This is a genomic window from Enterococcus sp. DIV0175 (genome assembly GCF_050529075.1).
GTDB classification, from domain to species: Bacteria; Bacillota; Bacilli; order Lactobacillales; family Enterococcaceae; genus Enterococcus_B; species Enterococcus_B thailandicus.
Map to the genome: position 1 here is coordinate 2,325,047 of NZ_CP172880.1, position 21,494 is coordinate 2,346,540.

19 protein-coding genes are annotated in these 21,494 nt (G+C 37.0%); 4 read left to right on the top strand and 15 right to left on the bottom strand.

The window, feature by feature from the left end; all coding sequences use genetic code 11:
- Window positions 1–51: 51 nt before the first annotated feature.
- The 6 genes from upp to IGJ76_RS10990 all read right to left on the bottom strand — a co-directional run bounded on the left by upp (window position 52) and on the right by IGJ76_RS10990 (window position 6,262).
- Window positions 52–681, bottom strand: coding sequence for a uracil phosphoribosyltransferase (upp, locus tag IGJ76_RS10965; protein WP_067482804.1), 630 nt, complete (start codon window positions 679–681; stop codon window positions 52–54).
- 551 nt (window positions 682–1,232) lie between these two features.
- The gene (glyA, locus tag IGJ76_RS10970) at window positions 1,233–2,477 is read right to left on the bottom strand and encodes a serine hydroxymethyltransferase (RefSeq protein ID WP_075491261.1); all 1,245 of its coding nucleotides are present in this window, start codon (window positions 2,475–2,477) and stop codon (window positions 1,233–1,235) included.
- Between the two features lie 70 nt (window positions 2,478–2,547).
- Window positions 2,548–3,570, bottom strand: a complete 1,023-nt coding sequence (locus IGJ76_RS10975) for an L-threonylcarbamoyladenylate synthase (RefSeq protein WP_067482809.1) — start codon at window positions 3,568–3,570, stop codon at window positions 2,548–2,550.
- Between the two features lie 196 nt (window positions 3,571–3,766).
- Complete coding sequence (prmC, locus tag IGJ76_RS10980) at window positions 3,767–4,603, bottom strand: peptide chain release factor N(5)-glutamine methyltransferase (RefSeq protein WP_368027070.1); 837 nt, start codon at window positions 4,601–4,603, stop codon at window positions 3,767–3,769.
- Window positions 4,596–5,669: a peptide chain release factor 1 gene (prfA, locus tag IGJ76_RS10985; protein WP_067482813.1), complete on the bottom strand. Its 1,074-nt coding sequence runs from the start codon at window positions 5,667–5,669 to the stop codon at window positions 4,596–4,598. Before prfA ends, prmC begins: the two co-directional genes overlap by 8 nt.
- Before the next feature lie 2 nt (window positions 5,670–5,671).
- Window positions 5,672–6,262 carry a thymidine kinase gene (locus IGJ76_RS10990; protein WP_067482815.1) on the bottom strand — a complete coding sequence of 197 codons (591 nt, stop codon included), beginning with the start codon at window positions 6,260–6,262 and terminating at the stop codon, window positions 5,672–5,674.
- A 247-nt stretch (window positions 6,263–6,509) separates the two neighbouring features.
- Between IGJ76_RS10990 and IGJ76_RS10995 the strand changes: the two genes are divergently transcribed.
- Window positions 6,510–7,109 carry a class I SAM-dependent methyltransferase gene (locus IGJ76_RS10995; protein WP_430596625.1) on the top strand — a complete coding sequence of 200 codons (600 nt, stop codon included), beginning with the start codon at window positions 6,510–6,512 and terminating at the stop codon, window positions 7,107–7,109.
- 522 nt (window positions 7,110–7,631) lie between these two features.
- On the opposite strand, the gene lepB is transcribed toward IGJ76_RS10995, so the two are convergent.
- From lepB to IGJ76_RS11015, 4 genes are all read right to left on the bottom strand, one after another.
- Window positions 7,632–8,204 (bottom strand): signal peptidase I, encoded by a 573-nt coding sequence (gene lepB, locus IGJ76_RS11000; RefSeq protein WP_067482821.1) that lies wholly within the window; start codon window positions 8,202–8,204, stop codon window positions 7,632–7,634.
- 247 nt (window positions 8,205–8,451) lie between these two features.
- The gene (locus IGJ76_RS11005) at window positions 8,452–9,228 is read right to left on the bottom strand and encodes a DUF6681 family protein (RefSeq protein ID WP_071869103.1); all 777 of its coding nucleotides are present in this window, start codon (window positions 9,226–9,228) and stop codon (window positions 8,452–8,454) included.
- Window positions 9,225–9,686: a hypothetical protein gene (locus IGJ76_RS11010; protein WP_067482825.1), complete on the bottom strand. Its 462-nt coding sequence runs from the start codon at window positions 9,684–9,686 to the stop codon at window positions 9,225–9,227. The genes IGJ76_RS11005 and IGJ76_RS11010 overlap by 4 nt, the downstream gene beginning before the upstream one ends.
- Window positions 9,687–9,781: 95 nt before the next feature.
- Entirely contained in the window at window positions 9,782–10,468 is a 687-nt protein-coding gene (locus IGJ76_RS11015; protein ID WP_270344650.1) for an epoxyqueuosine reductase QueH, read from the bottom strand.
- 195 nt (window positions 10,469–10,663) lie between these two features.
- Here IGJ76_RS11015 and IGJ76_RS11020 point away from each other — a divergent pair, with 195 nt between their 5' ends.
- The 3 genes from IGJ76_RS11020 (at window position 10,664) to IGJ76_RS11030 (ending at window position 14,293) form a co-directional block, all read left to right on the top strand.
- Complete coding sequence (locus tag IGJ76_RS11020) at window positions 10,664–12,064, top strand: TrkH family potassium uptake protein (RefSeq protein ID WP_067482827.1); 1,401 nt, start codon at window positions 10,664–10,666, stop codon at window positions 12,062–12,064.
- A gap of 188 nt (window positions 12,065–12,252) precedes the next feature.
- Window positions 12,253–13,605 carry a Mur ligase family protein gene (locus tag IGJ76_RS11025; RefSeq protein ID WP_067482829.1) on the top strand — a complete coding sequence of 451 codons (1,353 nt, stop codon included), beginning with the start codon at window positions 12,253–12,255 and terminating at the stop codon, window positions 13,603–13,605.
- Window positions 13,598–14,293 carry a type 1 glutamine amidotransferase gene (locus IGJ76_RS11030; protein ID WP_067482831.1) on the top strand — a complete coding sequence of 232 codons (696 nt, stop codon included), beginning with the start codon at window positions 13,598–13,600 and terminating at the stop codon, window positions 14,291–14,293. Before IGJ76_RS11025 ends, IGJ76_RS11030 begins: the two co-directional genes overlap by 8 nt.
- Before the next feature lie 92 nt (window positions 14,294–14,385).
- Here IGJ76_RS11030 and manA read toward each other — a convergent pair whose 3' ends face one another.
- The 5 genes from manA to IGJ76_RS11055 form a co-directional block, all read right to left on the bottom strand.
- Window positions 14,386–15,342, bottom strand: coding sequence for a mannose-6-phosphate isomerase, class I (gene manA, locus IGJ76_RS11035; protein WP_067482833.1), 957 nt, complete (start codon window positions 15,340–15,342; stop codon window positions 14,386–14,388).
- 38 nt (window positions 15,343–15,380) lie between these two features.
- Window positions 15,381–16,406 carry a serine hydrolase domain-containing protein gene (locus tag IGJ76_RS11040; RefSeq protein ID WP_071869104.1) on the bottom strand — a complete coding sequence of 342 codons (1,026 nt, stop codon included), beginning with the start codon at window positions 16,404–16,406 and terminating at the stop codon, window positions 15,381–15,383.
- 231 nt (window positions 16,407–16,637) lie between these two features.
- Complete coding sequence (locus tag IGJ76_RS11045; protein ID WP_067482841.1) at window positions 16,638–17,474, bottom strand: VOC family protein; 837 nt, start codon at window positions 17,472–17,474, stop codon at window positions 16,638–16,640.
- Window positions 17,475–17,869: 395 nt separating this feature from the next.
- Window positions 17,870–19,759 (bottom strand): ABC transporter ATP-binding protein, encoded by a 1,890-nt coding sequence (locus IGJ76_RS11050; protein ID WP_067482843.1) that lies wholly within the window; start codon window positions 19,757–19,759, stop codon window positions 17,870–17,872.
- Window positions 19,756–21,483 (bottom strand): ABC transporter ATP-binding protein, encoded by a 1,728-nt coding sequence (locus IGJ76_RS11055; protein WP_071869107.1) that lies wholly within the window; start codon window positions 21,481–21,483, stop codon window positions 19,756–19,758. Before IGJ76_RS11055 ends, IGJ76_RS11050 begins: the two co-directional genes overlap by 4 nt.
- Window positions 21,484–21,494: the final 11 nt, after the last annotated feature.

The window sequence follows — 21,494 nt, forward strand, 5'->3', positions numbered from 1 at the left end:
AGAGAATGGTATCTTTTATTTCTTAACTAAATTTGAACTTATAGCCTTTAACTATTTTGTTCCAAATAAACGGTCACCAGCATCCCCTAAACCAGGAACGATGTACCCTTGTTCATTTAATTTTTCATCAAGAGCTGCTGTGTAGATATCAATATCAGGGTGTGCTTCTTGTAAAGCTTTCACGCCTTCTGGTGCAGCAACAAGACAAACAAATTTAATGTTTGATGCGCCACGTGCTTTCAAAGCATCAATAGCCATGATTGCTGAGCCACCAGTTGCTAACATTGGATCAACAACAAATAATTGACGTACGTCGATGTCTTCAGGTAATTTAACGAAATATTCGTGTGGTTCTAATGTTTCTTCATCACGATATAAACCAATATGGCCAACTTTAGCAGCAGGAATCAGTTCTAAAATTCCATCAACCATTCCAATACCTGCACGCAAGATTGGTACGATTGCTACTTTTTTTCCAGACAATGTTTTTTGTGTTGATTCTGTAATTGGTGTTTCAATGACGATATCTTCTAGTGGCATATCACGTGATACTTCATACGCCATTAACATAGCGATTTCATCGACAACTTCACGAAAAACCTTTGTTCCGCAGTTTTTGTCTCGAATAATAGTCAGTTTGTGTTGAATTAATGGATGGTCGATCACTTGAAATTTGCCCATTTTTAGCTCTCCTTTGTTCTGTCGTTTCTTTTTTATTTTAAAACAAAATTATCAGTTTAGCTAGTCCGAGTTGCCTTTTTCCGGAAGAAAATCATAGTCTAGTTTAATTTGTTTAAAAATAATCAGTCAAATTTTTGAGGAAGTCGCTTCAACTTTATCAAATCCTCATTCTCTTCCAATTGCTTTTTTCTCTATGAGAATACACTCAACTGTCATCTGTTCAACCAACGTATTAAAAAAGTTTTTCGCAAAAAAGGAGTTATGACAAAACTCTTGTCATAACTCCTTTTTACGAATAAACGGTGTTCAAGAAGTAACTCCTTCCAAATAAGCCTAAATTTCACAAAAATTTGAGAAGCAATTTCTGAAAATTTATTCTTATTTATTGGAGTTGAACACTTCTTTCACAACCTTATCCACGGTGTTCCCAAAACAACTCCTCGATATAGTTTGCCTACTCCTCAAAATATGAAAAGTTGCGTGTTTGCTCACTATCTTGTCGGAGCTAAGCATTTTGTGTCACAATCTACCAAATAGTTTTACCTTAAAATTTATTTTGAATACAAAGGATATTTTTGAGTCAACTCACGAACGCCTTGTTTTACTTCGTCTAACTGGGCATCGTCACCTTTTGATTGTAAAGCTTTCACAACAAGTTCAGCTACTTGAGCTGCGTCTTCTTCTTTGAAGCCACGTGTAGTGATTGCAGGTGTCCCAATTCGGATACCGCTTGTCTTGAACGGGCTTAATGTTTCAAATGGAATTGAGTTTTTATTTACTGTGATATTCACACTATCTAAAATTGCTTCTGCTTCCTTCCCATTAAGATCCATCTCACGAACATCGATTAGCATCAAATGATTATCAGTGGCACCTGAAATAACACGCGTACCCGTTGCTTGATTGAACACTTTGACCATCGCTTTAGCATTGGCAACAACTTGTTCGCTATACTCTTTGAACTCTGGTGTCAAAGCTTCTTTAAAGGCAGCCGCTTTTCCAGCAATCACATGCTCCAATGGACCACCTTGGATTCCTGGGAAGACAGCACTATTGATTTTTTTCGCTAATTCTTCACTGTTTGTTAAAATCATTCCACCACGTGGACCGCGAAGTGTTTTATGCGTTGTTGTTGTTGTAATATCAGCATATGGTACTGGGCTAGGATGAACACCAGCAGCTACTAAACCAGCAATATGTGCCATATCAACCATTAATTTTGCGCCGACTTCATCAGCAATTTCTCTGAATTTCGCAAAATCAATTTCTCTTCCATAAGCACTAGCACCCGCAACAATTAATTTTGGATGATGTTTTCGTGCTAAAATTCGTACAACATTGTAGTCAATGACTTCTGTTGTTGGATCAACGCCGTAAGCCACAAAATGATACGTTTTCCCACTGAAATTTACTGGTGATCCATGTGTTAAATGTCCACCTGCAGAAAGATCCATACCTAAAATCGTATCACCAGGTTCTACCAAGGCAAGGTATGCCGCAGTATTTGCTTGTGAACCAGAATGTGGTTGAACATTTGCAAATTTGGCACCAAATAATTCTTTGGCACGGTCAATTGCTAAATTTTCCACGATATCAACAAATTCACAACCGCCATAGTAACGATGTCCAGGATATCCCTCAGCGTATTTGTTTGTTAAAATACTTCCTTGTGCTGCCATCACCGCTTCAGAAACAACATTTTCAGAAGCAATCAGCTCCAAATTATTTTCTTGTCGCTCTTCCTCACGTGCAATTGCATTCCATAGATCAGGGTCAAACGTTTTGTAGTCTACCACAAACAACAGCTCCTTTTAACTAGTATACTGCATTGTATCATACTAAAAATTCATCGTAAAAAGTATTAGACTATTTTTCAAAATAATTTTGAGCCGCCGCTTTTTTCAAACGGTTCATGTAAGCGACACCTAACCCTTCGTTAGGGAAAACTTGAACAAAAATCAAGTCCAATCCAAGCAGTGGTTCATCTAAACCGCGTAGACCTGCAAACAAACCTTTTGCCGCAGCTTCAATAGAATCATCATGAAACATATATACAGCTGCCGTATCAAATCGTGTCTCTTCTGCAATTTTTGGTCCAGCAATCACGCCTGTTCTGAACCCTTTATTTTTTGCCCATTGGATAGCATCTGCCCAATCATTATCATGAACCATCAGGACTTTTGTGTCAGGTGAATAATGTTTATATTTCATTCCTGGTGCTTTCGGTGTCTCCGATTCTTTCACTAAATGCTTGTCAACAGAAACTTCTCCTACAACTTCTTCCAATTGCTCTTTGGTTACTGCACCTGGTCGTAAAATCATTGGTACTGCATCAGGATTACTTAAATCAATCACGGTTGATTCTACCCCAATTCGAGTTGCTCCATCCTCGATGATTCCAGTAATTTTCCCATGTAAATCGTGGTACACATGATCTGCCGTTGTTGGACTTGGCTTACCTGACGTGTTTGCACTTGGTCCTACTAAAGGCACACCCGCTTGGCGAATAACTTCAAGTGTTTTTTTGTTATCTGGCATTCGAAAAGCAGCTGTGGATAAGCCACCTGTTACGACACTTGGTAACTTGTTCTTTTTGATTTCAAAAATCATCGTCAACGGGCCAGGCCAGAAATTTTCAACAATTTTAGCTGTTGCAGGATGAAAGTTATCCACATATTCTTTTACTTGGTCAAACGAAGCAACATGAATGATCAATGGATTATCTTGTGGTCGTCCTTTCACTGTAAATACTTTCGCAACTGAATCGGGTAAAAGTGCATTAGCACCTAATCCGTAGACCGTTTCTGTAGGAAAAGCCACCAGTGAGCCATCGCGTAATGCTTGGGCCGCTTCTTTCAATTCTGATTCATTATATCGTTTTGTTTCCACAGTTTATCCACATCCTTTTTTTTGAAAATCCTTGATTTTTAACGATTTATCCTCAGGTTATCCCCAAATTGTTGATAAGTTATTTGTCAATAGTGGATAAGTATGTTGATAAGTTTTAAAATCGCTTTTTTAACTGTTATATCAGTGTTTTTTTATCATAAAAAAACACTAAAAAATTTTTTCATCCACAGACCTGTTAATAAACTTGAATCATTCGTTCATTTCCAGATAGATCTTTTTTTACTATGACCGTTTTATGCGGAAATGCCTGTTGAAAGATGTTTTGGACTGCCTCTCCTTGACGAAAACCAATTTCAAGAAAAATCTTTCCTTCTTCAGTCAAGACGTCTGGTGCTTCCCTCGCAATTTTCCGATAAATCGCTAAGCCATCAGCTTCTGCAAATAATGCCATTTTAGGCTCAAACGTTCGAACACTTTCATCCATTAAATCCCATTCTTTGTGACTAATATATGGTGGATTAGAAATAATTATGTCAAAACGTTGATCTAAGACCGGCTCCAATGTATCACCGAGATAAAAATCGATTTCAGCTTGTTCTTTTTCAGCATTTTCTTTTGCGACATCCAGGGCAGACGCAGATAAGTCTACTGCCGAAACTTGCCATCCTGGTCTTTCAGCCTTTAAACTAATGGCAATTGCACCTGTTCCCGTTCCAATGTCAATAACGGCTTGTTCAGAACCAGCTACTTCCGCCAAACACCAGTCCACCAGTTCTTCTGTTTCTGGGCGTGGAATAAGAGTTGCCTCCGTTACTTTTAGTCGATGACCATAAAAATCTGCATAGCCCAGTAAATATTGGGGGGGATGATTTTCCAGCAATAATTTCATATCCGTTTGGATCAAGAGCTGGTCAGCTTCTGAAATCACCTCATTCATATGCAATAACCAATCTAATTTTTGCCATTGTTTTCTTTCCAGAAACAAGAATTGGATACTATAACCTTCTTTGCCTTGCGCCTCTAAAAAAGAAGAAGCCCCTAACAAGGCTTCTCGATATGTTTTCTTATCCATTTTGCATAGCTTCCAGTTTAGAAGTTTGATCATACATAATCAAGGCGTCTACGATTTCATCTAATTTTCCAGCTAAAATTTGATCTAATTTTTGGATCGTTAAACCGATTCGATGATCGGTTACTCGATTTTGAGGGAAGTTATACGTACGAATACGCTCTGAACGATCACCTGTACCAACAGCTGATTTTCTAGTTGCATCATACTCACTTTGTGCTTCTTGTTGAATTTTATCATACACACGTGCACGTAGAATTTTCATTGCTTTTTCTCGGTTCTTCAACTGTGAACGTTCGTCCTGCATTGCGACCACGATTCCTGTTGGTAAGTGAGTCAAACGAACAGCAGATGCCGTTTTATTGACGTGCTGTCCACCGGCACCAGATGCATGATAAATATCTGTACGAATGTCTTTGTCTTCAATATCAATTTCAACTTCTTCTGCTTCTGGCATAACAACAACTGTAGCTGTTGATGTATGGATGCGCCCTTGTGATTCAGTTGATGGCACACGTTGTACGCGGTGTGCGCCACTTTCATATTTTAGTTTTGAATACACGTTTTCGCCCGTAATCATCATGATCACTTCTTTGTATCCGCCAATACCAGTAATATTCGCTTCCATCACTTCGGTTTTCCAACCTTGTGCTTCTGCATATTTTTGGTACATATTGAATAAATCACCTGCGAACAAGGCTGCTTCGTCCCCGCCAGCAGCGCCGCGAATTTCCATGATGATATTTTTATCATCATTAGGATCTTTTGGTAAAAGTAAGATTTTAATGCGGTCTTCTAAAACTTCTTTTTCTTTTTTTAGATCTGATAACTCTTCTTTTGCCATTTCAGCCATTTCATCATCAAGCTTTTCGCCTAAAAGTTCTTCCGTATCAGAAATTCCTTGGACAACTTCTTTATAACGACGATAAACTTCAACTGTTTCGCGTGTGTTTGCTTCTTCTTTTGATAATTCCATGAAGCGTTTTGTATCCGTAATTACTTCTGGGTCACTCAGTAACTCACCCAGTTCTTCATAACGGTCTTCAATTGATTGTAATTGATCGTACATGCTTATTCTCCTTCTTTGATAACTGGTGGGTGAAAATAATGATGTCTACATACTGGATAGTAAGCTTCATTTCCACCAATTTGGACTTGATCCCCTTCATAAACAGGCTGATCGTCGATATAATGTAAATTCATGATTGCTTTTTTGTGACAGAACCAACAGATTGTTTTCATTTCTTCAATCTTGTCTGCATAAAGCAATAAGTATTTTGATCCTTCAAATAACTCATTTCGAAAATCATTTTTCAAACCAAATGCCATAACTGGAATATTTAGTTCGTCAACAATTCTTGTGAACGCAATGACATGTTTCTTCTTCAAAAATTGCGCTTCATCAATCAAGACACAATAAGGTCTTTCTTCATCAATCATTTGGCTAATCAATTCAAATACATCTGTTTCTTCAAAAACTGGTATGGCTTCTCGCTTCAAACCAATTCGGCTTGAAACTACACCAATCCCATCACGTGTATCAACACCACTGGTCATTAATACGACATTTTTCCCTTGTTCTTCGTAGTTATGCGCTACTTTTAGAATCTCAATTGTTTTGCCGCTATTCATTGCGCCATATTTAAAAAAAAGTTGTGCCATTTATCCGTTCACCTTCCAGTTTGTTCCTAAGGTATTATACTTGATTTTCATCATTTTTTACAGTGACAATTTTTAACCATACTGAAATAAGTTTGAAAAGTCATTTTTATTTGTCTTAATTCCATCTCAACAAAGAAGTGATTCTCCTTGTTTTTATTTGAAACAGCTCGATAAACGTTGTTTCAGCTAACCTAAAAAATTTATGTTACAATCAATTTCTTATCAACGATGTTAAAGGAGACTTTCTATGTCTGAAAATATTTTTAATCAAATGGCCAATCATTATGACACACCTGACAGATTGGCGCTCGCAGAAATTATTCGTGCAGAAATTCGTCAAAATTTACCCAAAGAAACAAACCAAAAAGTTTTTATTGACTATGGTGGCGGTACTGGACTTGTTAGTTTACCTTTGGCAAAGTTATTCAAAGAAACTTGGATCATGGATGCTTCTAAAGCAATGTTAACTGTTGCTGACCAAAAAATAACTCACAGTCACTTAAATAATGTGCATACTCAGTTAGCAGACTTGACGAAGGATTTACCGAGTCAAAAAGCAGATCTTTTGCTGGTATCTTTAGTACTTTTACATATCCCCGATACTAAATTGATTCTGAAAAAACTAGCAGAACTATTAAACCCTGGCGGTCAATTATTCATTGTCGACTTCAATAAAAATGAAGCAGTCAACCATCCAAAAGTCCATAATGGATTTGAGCAAGAACCTTTGGAGCAATTGTTGGCAGAAGCTGGACTAACACCCCTCAAGCTAGAAACTTTCCATGAAGGAGAAAACCTTTTTATGAGGCAACTAGCTTCTTTGTTCTTAGCTATTAGCCAGAAATAAAAAGGGGCTGGGGCAAAAGTAGCCTAATGGATAGAAAAAAAGCCTAAAACCCGTTTTTGAAAACGTTGATTTAGGCTTTTTTTATCTGTTAAGAACGACTGGATTTTTAGTTTTGTCTCAGTCTCTTTTTCGTTAGCTGTGTTTTACCTTTCGTCCTTCGGGTTGCACTCTTTTCTACAATCATTATTTTTCCGTAAAATGAATAGCTATTTTTTGAAAGAACTTCGTATTGCTTGAAGCTAAACGCTTTATTTTTTCGAAGCTGAGTGCTTGAAACCACAACCTTCTCCTCGGTGCTCAAGAAGTAACTCCTTCCAAATAAGCCTAAATTTCACAAAAATTTGAGAAGTAATTTCTGAAAACTTATTCTTATTTATTGGAGTTGAACACTTCTTTCACAACCTCTTTCTCGGTGTTCCCAAAGCAGCTTCTTCGGTAATAAGTTTTCTTTTCATAAATATGAAAAGTTATTTTTAGAAAAGATTCCTTATCACTTGAAGCTAATCACTTTGCGCCACAACCTTAACTAATCAACGAAATTTCTGTCAACGGCCAATAACGGAAAACTACTTTTCCCTGAACCAATTTTTCATCAACTAAACCAAAAATTCGGCTATCTTTTGAAATCAAGCGATTATCGCCTAAAACCAAATAATTTCCTTCCGGCACCGTGTACTCAAAATCACTAGTGAAATTTGTCGAATTTTCTGCTTGAATTTGGAATGACTCATTATAAGAATACTCGTTTTGCAATTTGTCATCGGCAAACTTTTCTTTGTATTCATCCAAATAAGATTCATCATATTTTTTCCCATTGATTGTCAGCTGGTCATTGACCATCTTCACTGTGTCACCAGGCATCCCAATTATTCGTTTCACGATCATCCGTTCTTCGTCTTCCGGTTCTTTCGTGGTAATAATATCAAAACGTTCATATTTTGAAATTTTAGATGAAATCAATCGTTGTCCATCACTCAAAGTTGGATCCATCGAATGACCATTGACAGTTACTGGTGTAAAAACAAAAACTCTAGCTAGCAAAATAGCTGCCAAAACGAGAATTAATACGCCCCAGTTTTTCAAAAAATTTTTCACACTATCCCTCCTTTTTTCTTTGCATTCGTTTTTTATTCTCTTTGTTCATTTAAAAATAAAACTGATAACATAAGATTATGCTTACCTTTTATTCTACATTTTTTACAGAATAAAGAAAAGAAAAAGTGTCATTTTTAGTGACCTCTGTGTTTTCGATTTTAGGCATAAAAAAAGAAAAACTTGCCACTTTCCAAAAGAAACAATCTGCTTTCTTTTGGAAATTCTTTACTAGCAAGTCTCACTTCTTTTATGAATGTTTTCGACGCTGGCTTCGACTGTAAACAACAGGCTCTCCTGTAGCTGCTTGCAGTTGCTCTTTTTTCGCTATCAATTTTAGACGATATGGCTCATGGTAGCGCAGACCATCTTTCACGAAATCACCACCAACAATAAAAAGCCCTACCGGATTAATTGTTTCCTGACCAGCTTTTGCATGAATTTTGCCGACCTCAACTAACTCTGAATAGTTTTTTCCAATCTTCAAGACATATTCTTGTTCACTTACTTTTTTGACGTAATAATATGGATATAACGTATTACGATCAACTAAAAAACCATCCATTCGACCAAGATCATTAACCTTGATTTGACCCTCTGCAATCAAATAACTCATATTTTCAGCCAATTGCAGTTGATAATCTTCATTATAGTCAACAGTCACTTCTTCTGTATCTACTGATTGAAGTGTGTTTCCAGTTTGAATGCCACCTTCCGTTTGAATATTGAAAGCTTCATCTGGCAAGTACTTAACGAACACTTGTGTGACATCTGCTTTCGAGTTTTTGTCAAAAAAGTAATAGAAGATGTTTAAAACGATAAAATAAACTAAAACTAAAAAAACAATTCCATAAAGGAAAAACTGTAAATAATTCTGATTTTGCCACAAACCAAAAATGATTCGCAATAAATACATCGTTGGAATCACGCTTAAAATCGTGTATCCTCGATTCAAATATTTTGGACTAATATCCAAATAGCCTAAAAATTTGTGCACACCATTAATCAAATCTAATAAAAATGTCATTGATTCTCACCTGCTTGCTGATTACTCATTTGCGTTCCCGCTTTTTGTGTTGCAACGTCGTCCTGCGAATTCGCTGTCTCTGCTTCCGGCGTGGTATCATTTCCAGTCGCATCACTAGTTGTAGTGGCATCATCTTCCGTTGCAGAGGAATTCGTGGTTGGTGTTTGGTTATTCGTATCGTTATTCTCTGAACCAGAATCAATTACACCAAAATTATCTTTTGAACTACTTGTAGGTGTTTCATAAGTTGTTGAATCCGTTGTTTCGGCCCCTGTCTCTGTTGACTGGGTGTTTGGTAATGACGAACTGGTTGGTGTCGTTTCTTCTGTAGTTGGCGGCGTGGAGTTTGAGCTAGGAGCCCGATAACTTGAGCTATTAACTACGCCGGTTGCAGTTGCCACGATTGTGGAAATGGTTAACACTGCGATTGGTTTTAAAATCGGTGCTACTTTTCGCATCATATCTCTTCCTTTTCTAGTATCATCTGATCTTTCTATGTTACTTGATATTTATCATAATTCTTTTATTTTTTTCTTACGTTTTTATGAAGTTTTTATTGATTCGCTAGATATTCTTTCGCTTCAAGATTCACTTTTTTCAAGTCAATCCCTTGTTGTTTGGCAGAAAATACACAACCACAATAACATTGACGATAGATATCATATTCCTTACACATCTGAATCGAGCGTTCATAGCCCTTATTTTTCTTGAAATCACTAGGCAAATAATGGGTGCCATATATTTTTTGGATATCCATTCCAATTTGATTGATCAATGCCGCATTTTTTTTGGGCGAGATTGTTAGGGCACTCCCAAAGTAATCATAGCCTAATTCTTGTGCCTTTTGTGCTACTAAATCTAATCGCATGTTAAAGCAAGCTGTGCAACGTGCACCACCTTCTTTTTCATTTTCTAACTGATTTTCCAACACCATTTTGTTAAAAACGCTAGGACGATACTCATCGACAATTAGTTTCACTTGATGATTCGTATTTTCGTTAAATTCATCAACAAACCGTTGTTGCTCTGCTAACCGACGTAAATATTCACTTTTAGGATGGATATTTGAATTCGAGAAAAATAAAGTGACTTCTGCATACTCTGACATAAATTCTAATGTGTGCGTGCTGCAAGGAGCACAACAGGTGTGGATTAAAATGGTTGGCTTTTTTTGTGCCAATCCCCATTGTTTGATCATTTTTTTTAGAACAGAATCATAATTTATTTTTTGATTCTTCATTTTTTCAACTATTTCTGTGGCATCAACTACTTCCGTCACGCCAGCTCACCTCTTTTTAAAATATTGCTTCATTATATGCTATTTTTTCATAAACAAAAAGACGAATCTCACACTTATTTTAGCGATTTTTTTGAGCTTTTGCATTTGCACCTGTTATACTGTTAGCAACAACCCAAAGAAGGAGGCTTACTTTTTTTGAAGATTGAGCTTTTTTTGCGTAAGACGCAACGACACACGCAACGCTTTATCACGAATCACTTTACTTCGATTCAAATTATTGTGTCTTATTATATTTTGATGACTATCCTTTCATTAGGATTGTTTTATTTACCTGTTTTCCGAGAAAAAGGTAGCCACGTTCCATTTGTCGATATGCTATTTATGGCAATCAGCACGGTTAGCGTAACCGGTCTTTCTACTTTTGATATCAATTCGGTATTCAATGATTCGGGCATTATTTTATTGGAAGTTCTATTTCAAATCGGCGGGTTAGGAATCATGATGATTTCGACTGCTTTCATTATTTTATCCAAAAGGCGCATTACGTTGCGTCAACGGCAATTGATCATGACCGATATGAACCAGCCACGACTTTCGGGAATTGTGCGCTTGATTCGGACAACTTTTTCCATTTTGATTTGGTTTCAAGTAATCTTTGGTACATTATTTTCAATTTATTTCTACTATCAAGGGTACTTTGAGCGCTGGCGTGATGCTATCTTTTACGGTTTTTATCAAGCAATCTCAGCTGTAACCAACTCTGGCTTTGACGTGACTGGTGACTCCATCAAGCCTTTTGCTCATGACTATCCATTTCTGATTGCTATCATGTTTTTGATCTTCATTGGTGGGATTGGTTTTCCGGTTCTAATGGAAGTTCGCGAGTGGTTTTTGTATCGAAAACGAAAAGAACGCTTGCCTTTTCGCTTCTCTTTATTTACCAAATTAGCAGTTCTGGCATTTATCATTTTATTTATTAGTGGCACACTGTTGATTTATTTACTGGAAAAAGATCACCTCTTTCATTCTTCCAGTCAAGGTGTCCAGTGGATTAATTCCATGTTTTATTCAATGACTACCCGGAATGCGGGGCTTCAAATCCATGATTTAGGTAATTTTCAAATCACCACATTAATTGTCTTTTCATTGCTCATGTTTATCGGGTGTAGTCCAAGCTCTGTCGGTGGTGGAATTCGAACGACGACTGTTGCAATCATTGGGCTTTATCTGTACTCTTTCTTAAAAAGTGAAGATAATATCAATATTTTTGGGCGAAGAATCGATGATGATGATGTTCGTAAATCAGTCGTTGTGTTTATGTTATCCCTAGGTATGTGTTTCTTTTGTATCCTATTTCTATCTGCAACAGAAGAACAATCTCTAATAGCTATTATTGTAGAGGTCACATCTGCTTTTGGGACAACTGGTCTTTCATTAGGTATCACCCCAGATCTTTCTGTCATTGGAAAAATCACGATTGCTGGGCTGATGTTTATCGGACGAATCGGTATGCTTTATACCTTGATGTTGTTCGTGCCAAAAGAGACACGAGATTTGGGTTATGAATATCCTTCAGAAAAAATTATTATTGGGTAATCTCTTCTATATGAAAAAAAGAACGTTCTTGATTCTATCAATCAAGAGCGTTTTTCTTTTTTTTATTAACTTCCTCTGTAAAATCCTCCATTTCTTAAGAAAAAGAAAAGCAATTTAACCTTTTTTTCAACATGTGGTATGATAAGTTGAATTTACTCGTCAACACGACGTTTTTTGGAGGTTACATAATGGGAATACGCAGTCAATTTGCGATTGCAGTTGGGAAATCATCACAATGGGCATTGAAAACATTTTTTAAAGGTGGCTCAAGCTTACCTGGTAAGCTTGCTCTTAAAATAGATCCGCATATTTTAGATAGTTTAGCCAAAGATTATGAAGTAGTTGTCGTAACTGGAACAAATGGAAAAACATTGACCACTGCCTTAACTGTTAATATTTTGCGTCAACAATTTGATGAAGTTTTGACAAATCCAACTGGTGCAAACATGGTTCAAGGAATCGTTTCAACATTCTTACAAGCCAAACCAAAAAAAGGACAGAAAAAATTTGCTGTTCTCGAAATTGACGAAGCTAGCTTGAGTAAAGTGACAGAATATATGAAACCTGAACTATTTTTATTCACAAATATTTTCCGTGACCAAATGGATCGTTACGGTGAAATTTATACAACGTACAAAATGATTGTTGACGGTGCTGCAAAAGCACCAAATGCAACGATTATTTCAAATGGTGACTCACCAATTTTCAATTCGGTACAAACAGTCAATCCAAACAAATATTATGGGTTTGATCACGAAGAAGATCATGAACAAATGGCTCACTACAACACAGATGGCGTTCTGTGTCCAAAATGTCATCATATCTTACATTATAAAATGATCACTTATGCGAACTTAGGGAAGTATTATTGTCCAAATTGTGACTTTAAACGTCCTGAACTTGATTATCGTTTAACTGAGATGATTCGTATGGATAATGTTTCTGCTGATTTTGTCATTGATGGACATGAGTATGGTATCGAAGTTGGTGGAATGTATAACGTGTATAATGCGTTAGCTGCTACAGCTGTGGCTGAATATTATGGTGTCGCACCAGAAAAAATCAAACAAGGTCTGGGTTATGATGAAAAAGTCTTTGGTCGGCAAGAAACGATAACAATCAATGACAAGAAATGCACATTGATCCTTGTTAAAAATCCGGTTGGAATCAATCAAGTAATTGATATGATTGGTCTTGCGCCTTACCCGTTTTCATTAGTTTCCCTACTAAATGCGAATTATGCTGATGGAATTGATGTCAGTTGGATTTGGGATGGCAACTATGAAAACTTCGCAACCATGGCTATTCCAGCAGTTATCTCTGGTGGAGATCGCCATACAGACATGACTTTGCGCTTAAAAGTTGCGGGTATTCCAGAAGAAAAATTAACGGAAACAAAAGAAATTCCTGAAGTAATTGAAAAAATCAAAACACTTCCAACCGAACATGTTTATATTCTAGCGACTTACACCGCTGTTTTGCAGTTGCGTAAAGAATTAGCAAATCAGGGATATATTAAGGGAGGCATGAATAATGGCTAATTATGAATTAACTATTGCGCACCTGTATGGTAATTTAATGAATACTTACGGGGATAACGGAAATTTATTGATGCTCAAATACGTTGCCGAAAAAATGGGCGTGACTTTCAATTCTGAAATCGTCAGCATCCATGAACCTTTTGATGAAAAAAAATATGACTTAGTCTTTTTCGGTGGTGGGCAAGACTTTGAACAGCTGATTATTTCAGAAGACATTCAAGACAAGAAAGAATCTTTGACAAACTATATTGAAAATGATGGTGTCATGCTTGCGATTTGTGGTGGCTATCAATTACTTGGTCACTATTACATGGGCGCTAATGGTGAAAAAATCCAAGGAATCAGTGCTTTAGATCACTACACACTTAGCCAAGACAACAATCGTTTTATCGGAGATATTGTTATTCACAATGAAGAATTTGACGAAACTTATTATGGATTTGAAAATCATAATGGACGAACTTTCTTAGGTGAAGGTGAACGTCCTCTTGGGAAAGTCGTTCAAGGAGAAGGAAACAATGGCGAAGATCAGTCTGAAGGAGTTATTTACCGTAATGTTTATGGTTCTTACTTCCATGGTCCTATCTTAGCACGTAATGAACACTTAGCTGAACGCTTGATTCGCCTAGCTTTAGAAAAGCGTTATGGAAAAGAGTTAGATTTGCCAACTGTGACAACAAAAATGTAGCACCTAGCATTTCATACAAAAAACTCAAACAAAAAGAATGAACCAAAGCGAAATTCGCGTTGGCTCATTCTTTTTTGCATTCTTTCAATCAATTATTTCTTTTCACCGGGAACAGAAGCAATAATTGCTAACTCACCTTGGATCGTCCATTCTTTGACGCCATCAGGAATGATGCAGCTTGTCCCTTTTTCCAATGAATAAGTTTTTCCGTCAACCACTAACTCGCCAGCGCCAGCAATTACTGTCATCAGCGTATAAGGTGCTTGTTTTTTAAATGACATGATGCCTTTAACGTCCCATTCATAAACGTTAAAGAATTCTGTTTCTAGATACGTAACTACGGAAGAATTGCCTTCACGAATTTCTTTTACGTGTAATTCTGGCGTTTTCGCTGGAACAGTTGTTACATCAATTGATTGTTGGATGTGTAATTCACGGGTATTTCCTTGATCGTCTTTGCGATCGTAATCATAAACACGGTAAGTCGTATCTGAACTTTGTTGTGTTTCTAAAATCATGATTCCTTTACCAATTGCGTGGATTGTTCCACTTGGTACATAGAAGAAATCACCTTTTTTCACAGGAACACGTTTCAGTAAATCATCCCAACGACCTTCTTCAATCATTTTCGCAAGTTCTTCACGTGTTTTTGCGTGATGACCATAAATGATTTCTGCGCCTGGCTCTGCATCAATGATGTACCAGCACTCTGTTTTACCTAATTCACCTTCATGTTCCATTCCATATGTATCATCTGGATGGACTTGAACAGATAATTCATCTTCTGCATCTAAAATTTTAATTAGTAATGGAAAAACTGGTTCTGTGGGGTGACCGAATAACTCTTTATGATTTGCCCAAAGGTCATCTAATTTTTGACCTTTAAATTCGCCATTTTCAACGATACTTACACCATGAGGATGCGCACTGATTGCCCAGTCCTCTCCAATTTTGTCACTAGGAATGTCAAATCCAAATACAGAACGTAGGCGACTTCCTCCCCAAATTTTTTCTTGGAAAACTGGTTTTAAAAACATAGGTTCTTGCATAATTCAAACTCCTCTCAACTTTCATAGCTATTATAGCACTATTTTTGTAAGAACGCTTTCTCTTTCAGATAAGTTTCAACAATTTCATCACGACATTCAAGATAGGCTTCACGCGCATCATTTGGATGAATACGGTTGGATAAAAAGATAAAGCCTTCTTGACTAATAACATCAATTAACAGGAACGTTCCTGTATATCCCGTGTGGAAAAGTATCGGATGTTGATCCTTTTGATCTAATTTAAGAGCCCATCCTAATGATCGCTGTCCATTTTTTTCAGGTGTATGATCTTGAAGTAATGACTCAATCGTTTGGGTAGTCAAAAATTGTCCCCCATTGACTTTTCCTTTAGCCAAATACATTTGAACAAAAGAAATGCTATCTTCTAAATCCAAAAATAACCCTGCATTTCCAGCATGTTCAGCTAAAATTCTTGCTTTAGGGTCATGAGTGATTCCTCTTAAAACTTCTCCAGAGGGTAATTGTTCAGTAGGAACGATTTTTTTAGATGGAAAAGGTAAAAATAAACTATTCATCATTCCTAAAGGTTCAAGAACTTGTTCTTGAAATAATTCAACCGCTGGCTCTTGATAAATTTCTTCCAACATCAAACCAAGCAAGATCGTCCCTGCATCAGTATATTTTACCGTTTTGCCTAACTCAGCTCCAGGTTGCAATGTTAAATAAGCAGCAATCAATTCTTCTTGTGTTAATGAATCTCGGTCAGGTATCCAAGTTTGAATATCTGAAGTGTGCGTCAATAAATGACGAATGGTAATTGTCTGGTTTTCAAATGCTGGTAAATAGCGCTGGAGCGGTTGATCCAAGTCAAGTTTACCGTCTTCCCACAATCGTAAAACAAGTGTTGTGGTAGCGATGACTTTCGTTAACGATGCTGCATCAAAAAGTAAGTCTTCTGACATCGGTTGTGTATCAGGAACAATTTGGGCTTGTCCTGCTGCAAATGATTCGACTTTTTCTTGTTTGATAAAAGCAGCTACAACACCGGGGTAAAAACCTTCCGCAAGTTTAGTCAAAATCATTTGTTTTGTTTCTGGATACATGTTCTTTCCTCATTTCTACTCAAAGAATCTCTTTGAAGGATTTGATCATTCATACAGCACAAGCATATATTTTTCTGGGTAGTGAAGCAAGCTGTTTCAGTTGATTTCTTTCGATTACTTTGTTTAAAAAAAATAAGAGAAGCCATCCAGCTACTCTTGTCCTTTATCAAAATGATTGCAGTCAGCACTATCGTTAAGAAATTATTTTTTGGCTGACTCCAATCTATTTAGCTATTTTTTAGGATTGCTGACAAACCACCACTCGATACCAATTGCATCATACACAGTGATGACTGATTTTTTCTTATCTACGAAGAAATCAAGATTTTCAGCTTGTAAATGTTCAATCAATGTTTCCATGTTTTCTGGTGTCACGACAAATTTCAAGAAGTCTAATCCTAAAACCTCATCTGTTGGTAAGTCGATTGTTCCACCTACTGCTTGGTTCAAACCAACATGAAAATCGCCTTCGTTCAGTACATGCAGACCATTTTCTTCGTTATGTACTTTTAGTCCGAGTACATGACTCAAAAATTGGCGCTCTTTCGCTAGGTCGCTAACATTCAAATGAATTTTTTCAAAATAGGCACCTGATGTTAACTTTGTGAATTTTTCTTCAGATTTTCGCAGTAAAGCTTCTTGATCCATTACTTCAGGTTCTGCTTTTTCAGCATTTTTTTCTTCGTAATAAATTTCAAGTTCGTTACCTTCTGGGTCAACTAATAAGATTCCCATACGTGCTTGATCTTCCAGTGCATCTTTAATTGGATAATTTGTTTTACGGATACGGCATAACATATCTGCCATTTCTTCCACACTTGGAATGACCAAAGAAAAGCGACTCAACTTTTTGATTTCACCTGTGTGATTGTTCGCACGTGGGCTTTCTTCTAGTAAAAGCATTTCACTGTCACTATCTTGTGTACCAAAAATAGCCAACTCATTTTCTTCACGCTTCAAATCAAAACCAACTGTATCCTTATAAAAAGCAATCATTTTATCGCGATCTTTGACTCGGATAGCCACACTTTTTAAATAGGTAGTAGCCCCCAATTTAAAATCTTTCATTTATTCTACTCCCCTTCTGCGTCAAATTATATTTTAACGATGGATGTCACTTCTTTCAAGCAATAACTAAGAATTTGTGAAATTTATTTAGTCCGAGAGTAACACCAATCTCCATTTTCTTCAAGAAAATCAAAAAAATTGGCGGAATCTAACAAATAACTTTTCCTGAATACAGCTTTTTTAATTATTTTTCGTTGCCAATCAGTTGGTTATTTCAAATAAATATGAAAAAGGGATGTGACAATCCTTCTGTCACATCCCTTTTTAGAATAAACGGTGTTCCCAAAGCAACTACTCAATATAACTTGCATTCACTTCAAAACATGAAAAGCTATTTTGAGTGTTTGCTCATTATCTGTTCGGAGCTAATCGCTTGGCGCCACAACCTCTTGTTATTAAGCAACTTCTTCAGAAAATTGACTATTATAAAGATCAGCATAAAAACCATCTTTAGCCATTAGTTCTTCATGGTTACCTGTTTCTACAATTGATCCATGATTCATCACAATAATATTGTCTGCATCGCGAATCGTTGACAAGCGATGCGCAACCACAAAACTTGTCCGATTTTCTAAGAGACGGTTCATTGCTCGTTGGATCAAAATCTCTGTTCGAGTATCAACACTTGAAGTTGCCTCATCCAGAATCAAGACATCTGGATTAGCCAAGAATGCGCGAGCAATCGTGATCAATTGGCGTTGTCCTTGAGAGATGTTACTTGCATCTTCATTTAAAATCGTGTCATATCCTTCTGGTAATTTACGAACAAAATCATCCACATGAGCAGCTTTGGCAGCGGCAATTACTTGGTCTTTTGTGGCTTGTTCATTTCCATAATGGATATTGTCATAGATTGTACCTGTGAATAACCACGTATCTTGTAAGACCATCGAGAATTTGGCACGCAACTCATCACGGGATAAGTCTCGAGTATCAACACCTTCATAGCGAATGCTTCCGCCAGACACATCATAAAAACGTTCCAACAAATTGATCAACGTAGTTTTACCTGCACCAGTTGGGCCAACGATTGCGACCATTTCTCCCGGTTTGACATTTAAGTTAAAATCGGTCATCAATAAGTTATCCTCAGTATAACCAAACTGTACATTTTCAAAGCGAACTTTATAGGGAGAATCTTCTTCTACTGGGAGTCCTGAAGGTTCATCTGTCATTTCAGCTTCGTCTAAGACTTCAAATACACGTTCTGCAGAAGCGACAGTTGATTGAATGGTATTCATTAAGCTAGCGATTTGAGTAATTGGTTGTGAGAATTGGCTTGTATATTGCAAGAATGCTTGAACATCCCCTAAAGAAATATTCCCATTTGCTACTTTAATCCCACCAAGGACAGCGACAAACACATAGCCTAAATTCTTAACAAAGTTCATCAACGGCATAATGATTGCCGAAATAAATTGGGCTTTCCAACCAGACGCATAAAGTTTTTCATTTTCAACTTCAAAAACTTCCTGATCTTTTCCAGTATGATTAAAGGTTTTAACAATCGTGTGACCAGCATAGGTTTCTTCTACTTGGTTATTCAACAAACCTAAACTCTTTTGTTGATCTGAAAAATATACTTGTGATTTTGGTGCGACGATCATCACAACGATTAAACTTAACGGAATCATTAGTAAAGCGACTAGTGTCAATTGCCAACTAATTGATAACATCATCACGATGACCCCAATCAGTGTAACTGTACTCGTTACAAATTGCGTCAAATTTTGTTGAAGGGTACTTGCAATGTTGTCCATATCGTTGATTGCCCGAGACATAATATCCCCATTCGTATGTGTATCATAATAAGAAATGGGTACTCGGTTCATTTTAGCTTCTAAGTCCTTACGCAAATCATAAACTGTTCGTTGTGAGACACGCGTCATAATAAATTGTTGTAAGAAACTAAACACGGCAGCAATAACATACATGACAATGACGGTCGCAATAATTTGGCCGATTTTATCAAAGTCAATTGGAAATTCAGTCACTTTTTGACCTTGCTGCATCTGTTTCGCGCCAATCATGACGCCTTTAAAAATTTCAGTTGTTGCACGACCTAGAACTTTCGGCGTTTGGATTTGGAAAATCACTGCCGCAATTGCCAAGACAAATACTAAAACAATCGCAATTAGTCGTTTTGACATATAGCTAAAGAGGCGGCTAACTGTCCCCCAGAAGTTTTTTGCTTTTTCTCCTTTTGCACCAATGTTACGCCCAGGTCCATGACCACCTCCGCCACGCATTGATCCATGAGAGGATTGTGTTTTTTCTTTACTCATGCTAAGTCCTCCTCTCTTAATTGCGAACGAACAATTTCCGCATAAGTTTCATTTGTTTCTAGCAGTTCTTTATGTGTTCCTTTACCAACTAACTTGCCTTCATCTAAAACTAAAATCGTATCAGCATCCATGACGGTACTTACGCGTTGCGCTACTAAAACAGTTATACTGTCGGTCATGTCCTGTTTCAATGCTTGACGAAGTTTCGCATCTGTTTTGAAATCAAGCGCAGAAAATGAATCATCAAATACATAAACATCTGCTGGTTTGACTAATGCGCGAGCAATCGCTAACCGCTGTCTTTGTCCACCAGAAAAATTTCCTCCACCTTGTTCAACATGACTATCTAGCCCGTCTTCCAACTCAGAAACAAACTCTTTTGCTTGAGCAATTTCTAATGCTTTCCAGATCATTTCATCCGTTGCGTCAGGTAAGCCATATTGCATGTTTTCCCGAATCGTTCCAGAAAATAAAATCGCTTTTTGTGGAACGAAACCAATCAAATCACGCAAGTTTTCTTGAGTCATTTCGCGAATATCCGTTTGATTTAAACGAATTTCGCCTGATTCAATTTCATATAGTCGAGGAATCAAATTCACTAACGTTGTTTTACCAGAACCAGTTCCACCGATAATCGCAACGATTTCCCCTGATTTTGCACGAAAATCAATATCTTCAAGCGCTAATTTTTCTGCACCACGATAACGATAATCCACATGGTCAAAATTCAACGTTGCAGACTTTCCGGCAAGCGTTACTTCTTTTGGATTTTTTGGGTCCGTAATATCGATATCTTCGTCTAATACTTCATTGATCCGATCAGCAGAAGCTTGCGCACGAGGAACCATGATAAAGATCATTGATAGCATCATGAAACTAATTAGGATTTGCATCGCATAAGTCATAAAAGCAATTAAATTCCCAACTTCTAAATTCATTTCAGCTATGTAGTGTCCACCAAACCAAGTAATCGCTACGTTTGTTCCACTCATGATTAGCGTCATCAACGGCATCATCAATGCAACAATTGAGTTCACGCGAATCGCTGTATTTGTGTAATCTTTATTTGCTAAATCAAAACGGTTCTCTTCAAACTTTGTTTTATCAAACGCACGAATCACGCGGACACCCGTTAAGCCTTCACGGAAAACTAAGTTCAAGCGGTCCGTTTTCTTTTGCATACTCTTAAACAACGGAACCGCAAAATACATAATACCGCCAACTAAAACTAACATGATTGGGATAACTACCAAAAAGATTTTTGTTAACTCTTGATCTTTTTGATAAGCAAGAAAACTTGCCCCTATCAATGTAATAGGTGCGTTGATCATCATCCGTAAAAACATTTGAACAACCATTTGAATTTGTGTCACATCATTTGTTGTTCTCGTAATCAACGAGGCTGTTCCAAATTTATCAAAGCCATCATTTGTTAGATTTTCTGCCTTTTGATAAACATCTGAGCGTAATTTTTTCCCTAATTTTTGTGACTCACGCGTCGCAAAAAAAGTATTTCCAATAGCAGCTAAAATACTAATCAATGAAAAGCCAATCATGACAAAGCCAGTCTGCCAAATATAGTCAATGTCTCCTTTAGCTACCCCTTTATCAATAATGTTGGATGTCAATGTTGGTAAATATAAGTCTGCCAAAACTTGAACAACCATAAAACCAACTGCGGCAATGGCAGAAGTAATGGAAATTCGTTTAATAATTTTCAGCATCTATTCCCCTT

Bases quoted from the DNA above. Each gene is read 5' to 3' on its own strand.
- upp (WP_067482804.1), bottom strand. From the start codon at position 681: ATGGGCAAATTTCAAGTGATCGACCATCCATTAATTCAACACAAACTG.
- prmC (WP_368027070.1), bottom strand. From the start codon at position 4,603: ATGGATAAGAAAACATATCGAGAAGCCTTGTTAGGGGCTTCTTCTTTT.
- prfA (WP_067482813.1), bottom strand. From the start codon at position 5,669: ATGTACGATCAATTACAATCAATTGAAGACCGTTATGAAGAACTGGGT.
- IGJ76_RS10990 (WP_067482815.1), bottom strand. From the start codon at position 6,262: ATGGCACAACTTTTTTTTAAATATGGCGCAATGAATAGCGGCAAAACA.
- IGJ76_RS10995 (WP_430596625.1), top strand. From the start codon at position 6,510: ATGTCTGAAAATATTTTTAATCAAATGGCCAATCATTATGACACACCT.
- IGJ76_RS11005 (WP_071869103.1), bottom strand. From the start codon at position 9,228: ATGACATTTTTATTAGATTTGATTAATGGTGTGCACAAATTTTTAGGC.
- IGJ76_RS11010 (WP_067482825.1), bottom strand. From the start codon at position 9,686: ATGCGAAAAGTAGCACCGATTTTAAAACCAATCGCAGTGTTAACCATT.
- IGJ76_RS11015 (WP_270344650.1), bottom strand. From the start codon at position 10,468: ATGAAGAATCAAAAAATAAATTATGATTCTGTTCTAAAAAAAATGATC.
- IGJ76_RS11025 (WP_067482829.1), top strand. From the start codon at position 12,253: ATGGGAATACGCAGTCAATTTGCGATTGCAGTTGGGAAATCATCACAA.
- IGJ76_RS11030 (WP_067482831.1), top strand. From the start codon at position 13,598: ATGGCTAATTATGAATTAACTATTGCGCACCTGTATGGTAATTTAATG.
- manA (WP_067482833.1), bottom strand. From the start codon at position 15,342: ATGCAAGAACCTATGTTTTTAAAACCAGTTTTCCAAGAAAAAATTTGG.
- IGJ76_RS11040 (WP_071869104.1), bottom strand. From the start codon at position 16,406: ATGTATCCAGAAACAAAACAAATGATTTTGACTAAACTTGCGGAAGGT.
- IGJ76_RS11045 (WP_067482841.1), bottom strand. From the start codon at position 17,474: ATGAAAGATTTTAAATTGGGGGCTACTACCTATTTAAAAAGTGTGGCT.
- IGJ76_RS11050 (WP_067482843.1), bottom strand. From the start codon at position 19,759: ATGAGTAAAGAAAAAACACAATCCTCTCATGGATCAATGCGTGGCGGA.
- IGJ76_RS11055 (WP_071869107.1), bottom strand. From the start codon at position 21,483: ATGCTGAAAATTATTAAACGAATTTCCATTACTTCTGCCATTGCCGCA.